General features: G+C 58.0%; 11 protein-coding genes. 3 read left to right on the top strand and 8 right to left on the bottom strand.

Annotated elements, in window-relative coordinates:
- Window positions 1-9: 9 nt before the first annotated feature.
- The 4 genes from AC2TEM_RS01135 to zwf all read right to left on the bottom strand — a co-directional run bounded on the left by AC2TEM_RS01135 (window position 10) and on the right by zwf (window position 5474).
- On the bottom strand, window positions 10-1629 hold the full coding sequence (locus tag AC2TEM_RS01135) for a long-chain-fatty-acid--CoA ligase (protein WP_480704937.1): 1620 nt from the start codon (window positions 1627-1629) through the stop codon (window positions 10-12).
- Window positions 1630-1735: 106 nt separating this feature from the next.
- The gene (gene pgi, locus AC2TEM_RS01130; RefSeq protein ID WP_170421849.1) at window positions 1736-3346 is read right to left on the bottom strand and encodes a glucose-6-phosphate isomerase; all 1611 of its coding nucleotides are present in this window, start codon (window positions 3344-3346) and stop codon (window positions 1736-1738) included.
- Between the two features lie 5 nt (window positions 3347-3351).
- Window positions 3352-4023 (bottom strand): 6-phosphogluconolactonase, encoded by a 672-nt coding sequence (pgl, locus tag AC2TEM_RS01125; RefSeq protein WP_170396937.1) that lies wholly within the window; start codon window positions 4021-4023, stop codon window positions 3352-3354.
- A complete protein-coding gene (gene zwf / locus AC2TEM_RS01120; protein ID WP_170421852.1) occupies window positions 4020-5474 on the bottom strand; it encodes a glucose-6-phosphate dehydrogenase in 1455 nt (484 codons plus the stop codon). Before zwf ends, pgl begins: the two co-directional genes overlap by 4 nt.
- 163 nt (window positions 5475-5637) lie before the next feature.
- Here zwf and AC2TEM_RS01115 point away from each other — a divergent pair, with 163 nt between their 5' ends.
- Window positions 5638-6591 (top strand): radical SAM family protein, encoded by a 954-nt coding sequence (locus tag AC2TEM_RS01115; protein WP_170421855.1) that lies wholly within the window; start codon window positions 5638-5640, stop codon window positions 6589-6591.
- 3 nt (window positions 6592-6594) lie between these two features.
- On the opposite strand, the gene AC2TEM_RS01110 is transcribed toward AC2TEM_RS01115, so the two are convergent.
- Window positions 6595-6864 (bottom strand): usg protein, encoded by a 270-nt coding sequence (locus AC2TEM_RS01110; protein ID WP_039535770.1) that lies wholly within the window; start codon window positions 6862-6864, stop codon window positions 6595-6597.
- Between the two features lie 194 nt (window positions 6865-7058).
- On the opposite strand from AC2TEM_RS01110, the gene gyrA reads away from it, so the two are divergent.
- Together gyrA and trhA are read left to right on the top strand one after the other, a co-directional pair.
- Entirely contained in the window at window positions 7059-9782 is a 2724-nt protein-coding gene (gene gyrA, locus AC2TEM_RS01105) for a DNA gyrase subunit A (RefSeq protein WP_170421858.1), read from the top strand.
- A 126-nt stretch (window positions 9783-9908) separates the two neighbouring features.
- Window positions 9909-10577, top strand: coding sequence for a PAQR family membrane homeostasis protein TrhA (gene trhA, locus AC2TEM_RS01100; protein ID WP_170406032.1), 669 nt, complete (start codon window positions 9909-9911; stop codon window positions 10575-10577).
- 23 nt (window positions 10578-10600) lie between these two features.
- Here the strand turns inward: trhA and AC2TEM_RS01095 are convergent, their stop codons facing one another.
- From AC2TEM_RS01095 to AC2TEM_RS01085, 3 genes are read right to left on the bottom strand one after another with little or no spacing between them, the layout of a single operon-like run.
- The gene (locus tag AC2TEM_RS01095; RefSeq protein WP_170421861.1) at window positions 10601-12070 is read right to left on the bottom strand and encodes a carboxypeptidase M32; all 1470 of its coding nucleotides are present in this window, start codon (window positions 12068-12070) and stop codon (window positions 10601-10603) included.
- 4 nt (window positions 12071-12074) lie between these two features.
- The gene (ctaA, locus tag AC2TEM_RS01090) at window positions 12075-13220 is read right to left on the bottom strand and encodes a heme A synthase (RefSeq protein ID WP_480855957.1); all 1146 of its coding nucleotides are present in this window, start codon (window positions 13218-13220) and stop codon (window positions 12075-12077) included.
- A 59-nt stretch (window positions 13221-13279) separates the two neighbouring features.
- The gene (locus tag AC2TEM_RS01085; protein WP_170396917.1) at window positions 13280-14023 is read right to left on the bottom strand and encodes an RNA methyltransferase; all 744 of its coding nucleotides are present in this window, start codon (window positions 14021-14023) and stop codon (window positions 13280-13282) included.
- Between the last annotated feature and the right edge of the window lie 82 nt (window positions 14024-14105).

The raw sequence follows: 14105 nt of genomic DNA, 5'->3' as shown, positions 1-14105 counted from the left end.
GACTGGCACTTATCCCATCAGCGCATCACTGAAATCCGAGCGCAACGTGCGTTTCAGGACCTTTCCGGTCGCGTTAAGGGGCAAGGCATCAACGAACACGACCTTGTCGGGTACCTGCCATTTTGCGATTTTGCCGTCGAAGAATGCCAACAAATCCTGCTCGGTCGGTTCTTCGCCCTCGGCCTTCACTGCTACCAAAAGCGGGCGTTCGTCCCATTTCGGATGCGGCACGCCCACAACGGCAGCCGTCGCTAGTTGAGGGTGTGCGACCGCGATATTCTCCAACTCGACAGAGCTGATCCATTCACCCCCCGATTTGATGATGTCCTTCGATCGGTCGCGGATGGTCATGTACCCATCCGGGTCCAGTGTGGCAACGTCGCCAGTCGCGAACCAGCCATCCTGCAACAAGGCCTCATCCTGCATGTGGAAGTAGCTGTCCAGCACCCAATGGCCGCGCACCATCAGATCGCCCTGCGTTTCACCGTCATGGGGAAGATCTCTGCCATCATCATCGACGATTTTTAGTTCAACCCCAAAGGGCGGGCGGCCTTGGTTTTCGCGCAGCTTGTGCTGTGCCTCCATGGGCATGTCCAGATGTTTGGCCATCGGATAGTTCGTCGTGCCCAGCGGGCTCATTTCGCTCATGCCCCAGGCGTGGACGGTATCGACGCCATAAGTTTCGCGGAACGTTTCAATCATTGAGGGCGGGCATGCCGCACCACCGATTACAGTACGATTGAGGCTTTTCAACTTGGTCCCGCATGTCGCGGCATGGGCCAGCAGACCTTGCCAAATGGTCGGTACGCCCATCGCCAGCGTGACGCCATATGTGTCGATCAGATTGACCAATGCCTCGCCATGCAATCCCGGCCCCGGCATCACCATTCGCGAACCAGACATAGCGCTGGCATAGGGCGAGCCCCAAGCGTTGACGTGGAACATTGGCACCACCGGCATCACCACATCCATGGCGGAATAGCCGATTACGTCGCGCGTGTTCGACGCGAAGCTATGCAGAACTGTAGAGCGGTGGGAATAGAGAACGCCTTTGGGGTTCCCAGTGGTACCCGAAGTATAACAGAGGCTGGAGGCAGTGTTTTCATCAAAGCTGGGCCACGCGTAGTCTGTATCACCGGTTTCAATCATCTCGTCATAAAAAACCAACCCCGGCACCTGAGACAGCGCAGCCTCGTCCCGCGCACCCATCAGCACATAGTACTGCACCTCAGTCAGATGCTCTTGCAGCGCGGCGACCAAAGGCAGGAAGGTCGCATCGAAAAACAGGACCCGGTCCTGCGCGTGGTTGATTATATAGGTTAGTTGTTCGGGAAACAGACGCGGGTTTATCGTGTGGCAGACAAAGCCCGCGCCGGACACTGCATAGTAGATCTCAAGGTGGCGGCGGTTATTCCAGGCCAGCGTGCCCACGCGATCCTGCGGTTGCAGCCCCAGCTTTTCCAAAGCCGAAGCCATCCGTCGGGCGTTCTGCGCGATCCCGGACCAATTTGTCTCGGTCACGGTTCCGTCGGTCTCGACCGAGATGATCTCGGTCTGCCCGTGATAACGTTCAGCATGTTCAATCAGCGACGAAATCAGCAAAGGCTGCGTCATCATCTGTCCCAGCATGGACATTCCTCCCATCGTCAGCGCTTGGCCGCGCCGTTATGTCTTGGCAACAACCCTGCCAAGAATTCAATTGTCTGACAATAAGAGAGTGCGGCAGGGTGCCGCGTCAACCGCGATGTCGCAAGGCGTATCCAACCAGCGCCGAGGTCGAGCCATCTTTGCCTTCGGCGCTAACCTCACCGTCCACGATCGGCCCAAGTGACGTTGCCAATTCCTTGCCCAGCTCAACACCCCACTGATCGAACGAGTTGATTCCAAGCAGCACGCCTTCGACAAACACACGGTGTTCATAAAGCGCAATGATTTGACCCAACACAAACGGGGTAAGCTGCGGATAGATCAGCGTGGTTGACGGGCGGTCGCCCGAAAACACACGATGGCGTGCCTGACGCTCCAACTCGTCGCCTGTAAGGCCCTTTTCGGCCATGCGTGCGCGTGCAACATCCAGCGACCGACCCCGCATTAGCGCTTCGGACTGGGCCAAGCAATTGGCCAATAGAAGGCGATGATGATGGGCCAGTTCCGGCTCATGCCCGTTTGCCGCCACCATAAATTCGCAGGGGATCACATCGGTGCCCTGATGGATCAACTGATAAAATGCATGCTGCCCATTTGTGCCGGGTTCGCCCCAGACAACCGGACCTGAAGGCATGGTCAGCGCGCTGCCATCCATCGCGACAGATTTACCGTTCGATTCCATCTCAAGCTGTTGGAAATAGGCAGGCAGGCGCAGCAGACGCTGATCATATGGCAGAACTGCGCGGCTGGCATGCCCAAGCACCTGACGATGCCAGACCCCCACAAGCGCCAGCACAACTGGCAGATTTTCTGCCCATTCGGCGGATTGAAAGTGCAGATCCATCGCCTGACCACCCCGTAGAAACGCGTCAAACGCGTTCGAGCCAACGGCGATCATTACCGGCAGTCCGACCGGCCCCCAGACCGAGTACCGCCCGCCGACCCAATCCGCGAAGCCAAACACCCGCGCCTCGGGAATCCCGAAGGCCTGAGTCTTGTCAACAGCGCTGGAGACCGCTGCGAATTGCCGCGCCGGATCACCACCACCATCGACCATCCAAGCCCGCGCCGTGCGTGCATTGGTCATCGTCTCGATGGTCGTAAAGGTCTTCGACGCGACAATCACCAGAGTCCGTGTCGGATCAAGCGGGCGCAGCGTATCCGCAATATGCGCACCATCCACGTTTGAGACATAATGCAGCCTTGGCCCGTCGTGATAAGGTGCCAAGGCATGCGTCGCCATCACCGGCCCAAGGTCCGAGCCACCGATGCCAATGTTGACCACATCCGTAAAGCTGCCCCCTGCCCCTTTGATCGCCCCGCCACGCACTTCTTCGGCAAAGACGCGCATTCGCTGTAAAGTGCCCAGTACGTCCGGCATTACATCCTGACCATCGACCTCGACCGGGCCTCCGTCGAGATTGCGTAGCGCGGTATGCAATACAGCCCGGCCTTCGGTTTCGTTGATCTTTTCACCGGAGAACATCGCGGCCCGACGCTCTGCCAATTCGACTTGATCGCAAAGCTGGATCAGTGCCGCGCGGATATCTTCGTCGATTTGTGTCTTCGAATAGTCAAACAGCAGATCTCCGGTCGAAGCCGAGAAACCCTGCGCCCGGTTTGGATCGGCGTCAAACAGATCGAGTATCCGACGGCCCGTCTGTGTGGCTGCGAGTGAGTTCAATTGATCCAGCTGCATCGTGATTACTCCGCCCAATGTACGGTCATGCCGCTGAGCACGGCCGCGATCGGAGCTTCCTCGGGTGGCAATGACATGGCACGATCCAGGGCATTCCGTTTAGTTTCTCCGAATATGACGAGATGCTTGGACAAAGCGCCGTCCAGAACCGGACCCGTCAGCGTGATACGCGCTTCGGGCTGCACGTCGGTCCGCGCTACCGCCAGTGTCGGGGCGTTGTTGTTCAGAGCAGCAGACAAGCCCTGCATCCCCGGAAAGAGCGAGGCGGTGTGCATGTCCTCACCCATACCTAGCACCAGAACCGATAGCGGCAGATGCGGGTTAATCAGGCTTTCGATCTCGGGCAAAACCGCCTCAGGCTCATGTTCCGCAACATAGAGCGGCATGTATTGTGCAATGGATGCGCGACTGGTCAGCAACCGTTCCCGGATCAACCTCTCGTTCGAACGCTCGTGATCACCCGGCACGCATCTTTCATCGGTCGGCAGTATGTGCACACGATCCCATTCCAGATCAGCAGCGCACAATCCATCAAAGATCGGCCCCGGTGTGGTTCCGCCCGGAACAGCCAACGAGACAGTATCATGATGTAGCAATGCGGCCTCAAGATCTCCGGCCAATGCATTCGCGACATCAATCGCCAGCATGTCGCGATCGGCATATTCTTTGATATTCATGGATTTATTCCTTGCCAGCGGCGGTGGTCTCGTTTCATCAGCAACTCGGCGTCGCCCGGGCCGGTGCTGCCGTTTTCATAGGGTTTGGGAACATCACCGCGCGCCTCCCAGCCCGCGATGATCGGATCGGTCCAGGCCCATGCGGCTTCTACTTCATCGCCGCGCATGAACAGGGTTTGGTTGCCGCGAATGACATCCATCACCAGCCGCTCATAAGCGTCGGGTGGGTCCTGGTTTTCAGGCCCAAGCGCTTCGGCAAAGCTCATGTCCAGCGGAACGTCAACCAGACGCATGCCTCCCTGCCCCGGCTCTTTGATTGTCACTTTCAAAGTGATGCCTTCATTGGGCTGCAACCGGATCGACAGGGCATTCGCATGACGCCCGGCCTCTTCGCCAAAAATCGAATGCGGAGCATCCTTGAACATCACATTGATGACCGAGGACCGCGCCACCAGCTCTTTGCCCGTGCGCAGATAGAACGGTGTGCCCGCCCAACGCCAATTGCTGATATGTGCGCGCAATGCGATGTAGCTTTCCGTCGTCGTCCTTTGATTGCCGACAACTTCACGATACCCCCGGCCATCGGCACCGCCTGCAAACTGACCTCGTACGATATGGTGCGGCTCAACCGAATCCAACGCGCGTATGACCTTGAGTTTCTCATCGCGCACCGCGTCCGGGTCAAATTTTGCGGGTGGTTCCATCGCGATCAGACACAAAAGCTGCATCAGATGGTTCTGCATCATGTCGCGCATGGCGCCGGCGCGCTCGTAATATTCTTCACGACCGTCAATGCCGACGGTCTCGGCCACAGTGATCTGAATGTGATCGACATACTGGCTGTTCCAAAGCGGTTCGAACAGCATGTTGCCGAACCGAACGGCCATCAGATTCTGAACGGTTTCCTTACCCAGATAATGATCGATCCGATAGATTTGCCCTTCGTCAAAATGCGCCGCCAGTGTCGCATTCAACGCGCGTGCACTTTCCAGATCGTGCCCAAAAGGCTTTTCGACGACGATACGGGTTTGCGGGTTGGCCAGATTGTGCGCCCTGATTTGTTCGGCCAGCGGGCCAAACAAACGGGGGCCTACCGAGAAATAGAAGGCCCTGATACGATCCGCATTCAGCATTTCGGCCAACTGGGCCCAACCATCTTCGGACAATGCGTCAAGCGGAACATACTCCACGCGCTGCAGAAAACCGTTCACAGCCTCCTGATCTTTTGCCCGTTTCGGTGCGTGCTGGCGCAACGATTCGGCCACCATTTCGCGAAAGCCGTCAACGGTCAGAGCGCCCCGCGCTGCGCCGATGATCCGGGTGGCCTCGGGCCACTGCCCGGCGCAGTAACGCCGAAACAGGGCCGGAACGATCTTGCGCTGTGCCAGATCGCCGGTTCCGCCGAATATGACCAGATCAAATGGGTCAACAGGTATGACACGAGAAACCATGGCTTTTCCTTACCTTGCCGCTTGGGGCATGTCCAATGTTAGCGCAACCAATCAGCAACTTTCTTCCCACATCAAAACTCTGTCAGCGAGGGGTAGATACTCTTAACTAAACCGGCGCAAACGGTTAAATCGGTTTGGCACAAGCACAGAACCGGATGCCGGAATGAAAGACAACGCCCTACAGGCTGCGAATATCGGGAAGTTTCAGAACAGTTTAGTGACCGCAGACGGGCAAACGCGCGCGTCCGTCGCGCTGACTCATCCCGAAACCCTTTGGTTCAACACTGGAACGCTGTGCAACATCGAGTGCGTAAACTGCTATATCGCCAGCAGCCCAACCAACGATGCTCTGGTTTACATCACCGCCGACGAAGTCCGCGACTATCTGGATCAGATCGAACAGCGCCAATGGCCGATCCGCGAGATAGGCTTTACAGGTGGCGAGCCCTTCATGAACCCCGAGATGATCGAGATGACGCGCGTCGCGCTAGAGCGCGGGTACGAAGTTTTGATCCTGACCAATGCAATGCGGCCGATGATGCGCCGCAAAATGCGCGAGGGTTTGCTGGAATTACAGCGCGACTACGCAGAAAAACTGACGCTGCGTGTCTCCGTCGACCACTACCGCCACGATCTGCATGACGAAGAACGCGGCAAAGGCAGTTTTGCCAAAACTCTGACGGGGATGGAGTGGTTGCGGGATAACGGCTTTAGGATGGCAATTGCCGGGCGCTCAGTCTGGGGGGATAGCGACGCTGAAAGCCGCGCGGGGTATGCAGCATTCTTTGCCAAGCACGGCTTTGACATCGATGCGCAAAATCCGGGCCAAACAGTTTTGTTTCCCGAGATGGACGAAACAGTTGAAGTTCCTGAAATCACAACCGCTTGCTGGGGCATCTTGGACAAAGCCCCTGATGCGGTGATGTGCGCCAGCTCGCGTATGGTCGTCAAACGCAAAGGCGCCGAGCGTCCGGCGGTGCTGGCCTGTACGCTGCTGCCTTATTCGCCGGAGTTTGAATTGGGCGAAACCCTTGAAGAGGCCGAGGCCGACGTGCATTTGAACCACCCGCATTGCGCCAAATTCTGTGTATTGGGCGGCGCGAGCTGTTCGGCCTGAGGGCTAATTTACCCGAAACTCACCCACCATGTTGCGCCATTCCCCCGGCGCGATCATTTTACGGTGCGTGAACCTGACCGAGTGCAGCGGACCTTCAATCTCTTTCTGCCAGAATTCTACGAATTCGAACAGCTTCGGATGGTCCGGAGCAAGGTCGTAATCCTGCCAAATAAACGTGTTCAGTACGTGAATATAGTCGGGCATGTGGTAGAAAAATTCCGCCGTGGTAAGCCCGTACCCCTTAAGCATGAGTTCAGTTTCACTTTGCGCCATGCAGACCTCCAATCTTGTTACAAGGTCTACTCAGAGTAACACGGAACTGTCCTAATACTTAGATAACAATATGTTACTCAGGTGTTACCGACCTAATTTGGCCGGGGAACGGTTGCTTGCTTGCACCTTATATGCCGGGTCTGATAAAGTGTATCCACAAGATATAGATCAAGAACAAGACACGGGCAGCCTACGTGAGCGATACGCCAGAAATCCCTGAAAACATGGACGAAACCCCGCCCGAGCGCCCCGTTTATGACGGCCCGACGGTATCCATCGAATCCGAAATGCGCACGTCCTATCTGGACTATGCGATGTCGGTCATTGTCAGCCGTGCGATCCCCGATCTGCGCGATGGGCTGAAACCGGTGCATCGGCGTATTCTCTACGCGATGCATGAGACCGGGAACACTCATGACAAGTCCTATCGCAAGTCGGCCCGTCCGGTTGGTGACGTGATGGGTAAGTACCACCCGCATGGTGATAGTGCGATCTATGACGCGCTGGTGCGGATGGCGCAGGATTTCTCGATGTCGCTGCCGCTGCTTGATGGTCAGGGCAACTTTGGCTCAATGGACGGCGATAACCCGGCGGCGATGCGTTACACCGAAGTACGGATGGACAAACCCGCCGCGTCCCTGCTGGCCGATATCGAAAAAGAGACTGTCGATTTTCAGGACAACTATGACGGCAAAGACAAAGAGCCGACCGTCCTACCCGCCCGTTTCCCGAACATGCTGGTCAATGGTGCCGGTGGTATCGCCGTGGGTATGGCAACCAACATCCCACCGCATAACTTAGGCGAAGTGGTCGATGCCACGCTGGCGCTGATCGACGACCCGGATTTGACGTCAGAACAACTGATCGAGTATGTGCCCGGCCCCGACTTCCCGACTGGCGGTGTGATGCTGGGCCGCTCAGGTGCGCGCAAAGCCTACCTTGAAGGCCGTGGCAGCGTTATCATCCGCGCCAAGACCCGCGTAGAAGAGCTGCGCAAGGATCGGTATGCCATCGTTGTCGACGAGATCCCATATCAGGTGAACAAAGCCTCGATGATCGAAAAGATCGCCGAAGCCGTGCGCGAAAAACGCATCGAAGGCGTCAGCCACGTGCAGGACGAATCCGACCGCAATGGTGTGCGTGTCGTGGTCGAACTGAAACGCGATGCAACGCCCGAAGTGGTGCTGAACCAGCTCTACCGCTTCTCGCCGATGCAGACCTCATTTGGTTGCAACATGCTGGCGTTGAACGGCGGTCGTCCTGAACAGCTGACCCTGCGCCGCTTCCTAACCTCGTTCATCGACTTCCGCGAAGATGTTGTTGCCCGCCGCACAGCCTATGACTTGCGCAAGGCGCGTGAGCGCAGTCACATCCTGTGTGGTCTGGCCGTGGCCGTTTCGAATGTTGACGAAGTGGTTGCCACGATCCGCTCGTCGGCAGACGCTGCTGAAGCGCGCGAGAAACTGATGACCCGCCGCTGGCCTGCATCCGAGATCGAAGGCTATCTACGCCTGATCGACGATCCGCTGTCCAAGATGAATGACGACGGCACCTATAACCTGACCGAGGTACAGGCCCGCGCCATTCTCGAACTGCGGCTGCAGCGTCTGACCCAACTGGGTGTCAAGGAAGTCACGGACGAACTGGAAGAACTGGCCGACAAGATCAAGGAATACTTGGATATTCTGTCTTCGCGTGAGCGCATCATGGGCATCATCGCCGATGAGCTACGCAGCGTACGCGAGCAGTTCGCCGTCGACCGCCGCACCGAGATCGTTGACTGGTCCGGTGATATGGAAGACGAAGACCTGATCGAACGCGAAGATATGGTCGTGACTGTCACCTCAGGCGGCTACATCAAACGCACCCCGCTGGCCGATTTCCGGGCGCAAAAGCGTGGCGGCAAAGGCCTGTCGGGTATGCAGACCAAGGAAGAGGATGTTGTCACCAATCTCTTCGTGGCGAACACGCATACGCAACTGCTGTTCTTCACCACCGAAGGCATGGTCTACAAGCTCAAGACCTGGCGTCTGCCGCAATCCAGCCGGACCGGTAAGGGCAAGGCGATCGTCAACATCCTGCCGATCCCGACCGGTGTTTCGATCGCGGCGATCATGCCCGTAGATGTGCCGGATGAAGAGTGGGAGAACCTGCAAATCGTCTTCGCCACCAGCGCGGGTGACGTGCGCCGCAATCGTCTGTCAGATTTCACGAACGTCCGCCGCAATGGCAAGATCGCGATGAAACTGCCCGAGGATGTGGAACTGGTAAACGCCCGCATCTGTTCAGAAGATGAAGACGTGATGCTGGTCACCAATTCGGGCCGTGCGATCCGCTTCCGGACCACTGATGTACGTGTCTTCAACTCACGCGAATCTACCGGTGTGCGCGGCATCAGGCTGAGCAATGGCGACCGTGTCGTCTCGATGTCCGTAGTTCGCCATTTCGAGGCCGACCCGGACGAGCGCGCCGCCTACCTCAAGATGCGCCGCGCAGTCGCGGGCATTGCGGATGACGGCGAAACGGACGAGGACGAAGCCGCGCCTGGCAGTATCACGCAGGAACGCTATGCCGAGATGTCGGCAGCCGAGAACCTGATCTTGACCATCACGTCGGGCGGCGCGGGCAAGCTGAGCTCCAGTCACGACTACCCTGTCCGCGGTCGCGGTGGCATGGGCGTTGCAGCCATGGACAAAGCCATGCGCGGCGGCGAACTGGTTGCCTCCTTCCCCGTAGAAATCGACGATCAGATCATGCTGGCTACCTCGAAGGGCCAATCGATCCGGGTGCCGGTCGAGGGCATCTCGTTCCGCTCCCGCAGCGCGGGTGGTGTGCGTATATTCAACACCGGTAAAGGCGAAGAAGTCGTCAGTGTGGCCTGGATCGCCGACCAGGGTGACGAAGAAGCCGAGGAATAACAAAGCACTACAGAAGTGTAACAAAACGCCCGTATTGCGGGCGTTTTTGTTACTCAGGGTCACGTTCCTGCCAACGGCACGAGGGTGGGCTTGCCCCAGCAGACCCGGCACGCCTAGCATTTCGATATGTGGTCATTCGCCCATATCCGACCTGCCTACAGCCGTGCTGAGCGAATAAGTGACGGTGTTGTTCATGTGCTGGGTGTTTCTTCGGCGGTGATCGCAGCGCCTATGCTGATCATCATGACAGTCTTCTATCGGTCAGACCCGGCGGCGGTCTTGGGCGCCTCGATCTATGGAATAACTCTGGTTTTGATGCTGACGTTCTCGGCGCTCTACAACATGATCGAGCATGATGAGTGGGCAGAGTTTCTGCGCCGCCTTGATCACTCGGGTATCTACGTGAAGATCGCAGGAACTTATACGCCGTTCCTGCTGCTCTCGGCTTCGCAACCTCCGGGGCTTTTGCTGGGGTTGTGGTCTTCTGCGACGCTGGGCTCTGTTCTGAAGATGATCGACCCGAACCGCTTCCGCTGGTTCGGGCTGGCGCTGTATCTTCTGATGGGATGGGCCGCGGTTTGGGCCGGACAATCCATGTTGGCCGAACTTTCACCCCTTACCCTTACTTTAATGATCGCCGGAGGCCTCATCTATACCGCAGGCGTGGTATTTTACCTTCTGGACTGGCTGCCCTACCACAACACCATCTGGCACGTGTTTGTATTGGCAGGAAGCGGCCTTTTCTTCGCCGCTGTTGCCTTGCGTATCGAAATGGTACCGTCAGGGCCAGTGTAACGCCGGAGCGCCACGAACACGCCTCAAAGCCCGTACAACGCCCCGAACTTCTGCTCCAGATAAGCCAACAGCGGCTCCGGCCCTGGTTCCACCCCACTGGCGCGCTGAATGATTTCGCGGGGCGCGTACAGTCCTCCATGCTGCTGCACATGCTCTCGAAGCCAACCGGTCGCCCCGGAAGTATCGCCAGCTGCCAACTGCCCCTCAAGTCCGGGAATTGCCGCGCGCAGTGCTTGATACAGGCATCCGGCATATACATTGCCCAGTGAATAGGTCGGGAAATAGCCAAACAGGCCAACCGACCAGTGTACGTCCTGCAAGCATCCATTCGAGGGCTTGTCGACCGCATAACCAAAATCTGCTTTGAAGCGGTTGTTCCAGGCGGCTTCAAGGTCGCCGACCTGCAAGTCACCGGCCATCAGTGCGCGTTCCAAATCAAACCGCAGCATGATGTGCAGATTGTACTGCACCTCATCCGCCTCGGTCCGGATATAGCCGTTGTGGACGCGGTTGACGGTGGCATAGAAAGCATCTGCATCGGCGATGCCAAAATCACCGAACGCCTCTTTCATCTGGTCAAACAGCCATCCGGTAAAGGCGCGCGAGCGGCCCAGCTGGTTTTCGTAAATCCGGCTTTGGCTTTCATGCACACCCATCGACACACCACGTCCCAGCGGGGTCAGCAGGTAATCGCGGTCGATGCCCTGCTCATAGGCGGCGTGGCCAACCTCGTGAATGGTCGAGTAAAAGCAGTTGAACGGATCGGTCTCGCTGGTGCGAGTGGTGATCCGAACGTCCAGCCCGCTGCCCGAGCTGAACGGATGCACAGCCTTGTCGACGCGGCCATTGTTCAGGTCATAGCCGAATGTCGTTGCCAGTTTCTGCGTCAGGCGCATCTGGGTCAGTTCGTCAAAGTTGCCGGTCAGCGCGACAGGTTCCGGGCGATCCAGAACGGCGGCGCGAAGAGCCACCAGACGTGGGCGCATTTCGTCAAAGATCGCAGCGATCTGAGCGCCGGTTGTGTAGGGCTCGTAATCCTCGACCATCGCGTCATAAACGTCGCCACCCTGTGCCAGCGCTTCACCTTCTTGCCGTTTCAGTGAGACAACTTCTTCCAGCACCGGCAGGAAGGCTGAGACATCTTCGTCCGCTCGCGCCTGGGCCCATGTGCCCTGCGCGGCGGATGTCACGCGTGCAATCGCCGTCGCCAGATCGGCGGGCACCTTCACCGCGCGGTCATAGGCGCGGCGTATCTCACGCAGTTGTGCCTTGCCGACCTCATCTTGCGGTGCGGCCTGCTCCAACCATTCGGCAACGCGAGGGTCAGAGCGGCGAGCATGCAATACAGCCTCGATCGCTGCCATTTCCTCGGCCCGTTGCGGCGCGGCACCGCGCGGCATCACCGTTTCCTGGTCCCAGCCGAGCCTACCGGCAATCTGGCCCAGGGCCGAGGTTTCGCGCTGAAAGGCCATCAGGTCATTGTATGCTGTCATGGGATCATGCTCCGCGCACAGATGTTGCGATAGGGTAAGCTGTCAGGAAGCGGGCGCGCAGGATCAGGGTCCAGACGACCACGGCCATGAACTGGTGGAAAATGGCGATCTGCCAAGGTGCCGCATAGACGACTGTGATGATGCCCACGACCACTTGCAGTGACAAAGCTGCGAACATGGCGTTGAAGGCAAAGCGGGTCTGTGGGTGCGCGCTGCTGCCACCGCGCCGCCAGACTATGATGGCGAAAATAAACAGCAGATAGCCGACGCAACGGTGGATAAACTGCACCAGACCGGGACTTTCAAAGAAGTTACGCCACATCGGTTCCAGCATGGTCGCATCGGGCGGCAGCAACTGACCGCCAATCAGGGGCCAGTCAGTGTAGGACCTCCCCGCGTCGATCCCGGCCACCAGCGCACCGATGAGGATTTGCAGGAAGGTGAAGTGCAGCAGTCCGGTCGATATCGAGAAAAGCTTAGCCTCTTTCGCGCGGCGGGCCTGCATCAGGTCGCGTTCGTCACGGCCAAGTTCAAAGATGTACCAGGCAAGAAAGCCGAGGATCACGAAGGCCAAGCCAAGATGCGTTGCCAGACGATAGCTGGCAACGGCGGTCATTCCTTCACCCTGTGTGACGCCCGAGGCGACCATCCACCAGCCTACAGCACCCTGAACACCGCCAAGCAGGCCGGGGATCAGCAGCTTACCAGCCCATCCTGTCGGAATTTTGCAAGCCACAAGGAAACCGATAAAACCAACGGCCCAAACCAATCCAATCACGCGGCCCAACTGGCGATGGCCCCATTCCCACCAATAGATGGTTTTGAAATCATCCAGCTCCATCCATTGGTTCTGAATGCGCCACTGGTCAATCTGCTTGTATTTGTCGAATTCGGCTTGCCAGTCGGCGGCGTTCATCGGTGGGATCGCACCCGTAATAGGTCGCCATTCGGTGATCGATAGTCCACTGTCGGTCAGCCGCGTGAGCCCGCCCACGGCAATCATGATCACGACCAGCGCGAACAGGATCATCAGCCAAACCCGGATCGCGGCCCGCGCACCGCCACGCCCCCGGTCGATCATACCGGGTTGGACGGCCTGTTGTTTTTCGCTGTCCGAGACCTCTTCGAAGATGCTGCGCTTACCGCTCATGCTGTCCTCATGTCCTGATTTCGTCGCAAGCTATGGTTTGGCGGAAGATAGGTCCAGCCTCAGCTTTTGTCTTTCCAGCGGACCATCTGCCGCATGATCCCGTGAAGCATCTGTACATCGGCCCGTGTCATCCGCATCCGCGACCACAGATTGCGCAGGTTCACCTTCATTCCTTCGGCTTTTTCCGGCGGATAAAAGAACCCGGCCTGTTCCAGACGGTCCTCATAATGCTCGACCAACTTTTCAACCTCGATCCCGGTCGCCCAATCGCCCTTGCCCAGATCAGTTGCCTCATGCACGACATCCCCGGTCTGGCGCATCCATTCATAGGCGGTCAGCAGAACGCACTGCCCGAGGTTCAACGACGCATATTCCGGATTCACTGGCACCGAGATAATCGCATTGGCCTTGGCAATATCTTCGTTTTCAAGCCCTGCCCGTTCCGGGCCAAACAGAACAGCGACCTTTTCGCCCGCCGCCACTTTCTGCGATGCAAGCTGCATTGCGCGCTCCGGGCTATAGACAGGCTTGGTCAACCCACGTTGCCGCGCTGTGGTGGCGAAGACAAAGGTGGTGTCCTCCAGCGCGCCCGCCAGATCGTCAAATAACTGCGCCTCATCCAAAAGCCGCCCGGCCCCGCTGGACATCGCCACCGCCTTGGGGTTGGGCCAGCCGTCGCGCGGTGCCACGATCCGCATCCGATCCAGCCCAAAGTTCCACATCGCCCGCGCGGCAGCACCGATGTTCTCACCCATCTGAGGGCGCACCAGAACAAAAGACGGCTGTGATGTATCGCTGGGCATGGCTAACTCCGAAAAACTCCGCTTGCTCTAATGGCCGCTTGGGTCGAGGGCAAGTCGGCCCGGCGTCTTCTGTTCGCAAAAG

It is taken from the genome of Ruegeria sp. HKCCD3925 (assembly GCF_057221175.1).
This window is presented reverse-complemented; position numbering and strand designations above follow the sequence as displayed.

What these genes read in the sequence shown, in the direction of transcription:
- AC2TEM_RS01135 (WP_480704937.1), bottom strand. Translation starts at nt 1,629, where the DNA reads ATGCTGGGACAGATGATGACGCAGCCTTTGCTGATTTCGTCGCTGATT.
- pgi (WP_170421849.1), bottom strand. Translation starts at nt 3,346, where the DNA reads ATGCAGCTGGATCAATTGAACTCACTCGCAGCCACACAGACGGGCCGT.
- pgl (WP_170396937.1), bottom strand. Translation starts at nt 4,023, where the DNA reads ATGAATATCAAAGAATATGCCGATCGCGACATGCTGGCGATTGATGTC.
- zwf (WP_170421852.1), bottom strand. Translation starts at nt 5,474, where the DNA reads ATGGTTTCTCGTGTCATACCTGTTGACCCATTTGATCTGGTCATATTC.
- AC2TEM_RS01115 (WP_170421855.1), top strand. Translation starts at nt 5,638, where the DNA reads ATGAAAGACAACGCCCTACAGGCTGCGAATATCGGGAAGTTTCAGAAC.
- AC2TEM_RS01110 (WP_039535770.1), bottom strand. Translation starts at nt 6,864, where the DNA reads ATGGCGCAAAGTGAAACTGAACTCATGCTTAAGGGGTACGGGCTTACC.
- trhA (WP_170406032.1), top strand. Translation starts at nt 9,909, where the DNA reads ATGTGGTCATTCGCCCATATCCGACCTGCCTACAGCCGTGCTGAGCGA.
- AC2TEM_RS01095 (WP_170421861.1), bottom strand. Translation starts at nt 12,070, where the DNA reads ATGACAGCATACAATGACCTGATGGCCTTTCAGCGCGAAACCTCGGCC.
- ctaA (WP_480855957.1), bottom strand. Translation starts at nt 13,220, where the DNA reads ATGAGCGGTAAGCGCAGCATCTTCGAAGAGGTCTCGGACAGCGAAAAA.
- AC2TEM_RS01085 (WP_170396917.1), bottom strand. Translation starts at nt 14,023, where the DNA reads ATGCCCAGCGATACATCACAGCCGTCTTTTGTTCTGGTGCGCCCTCAG.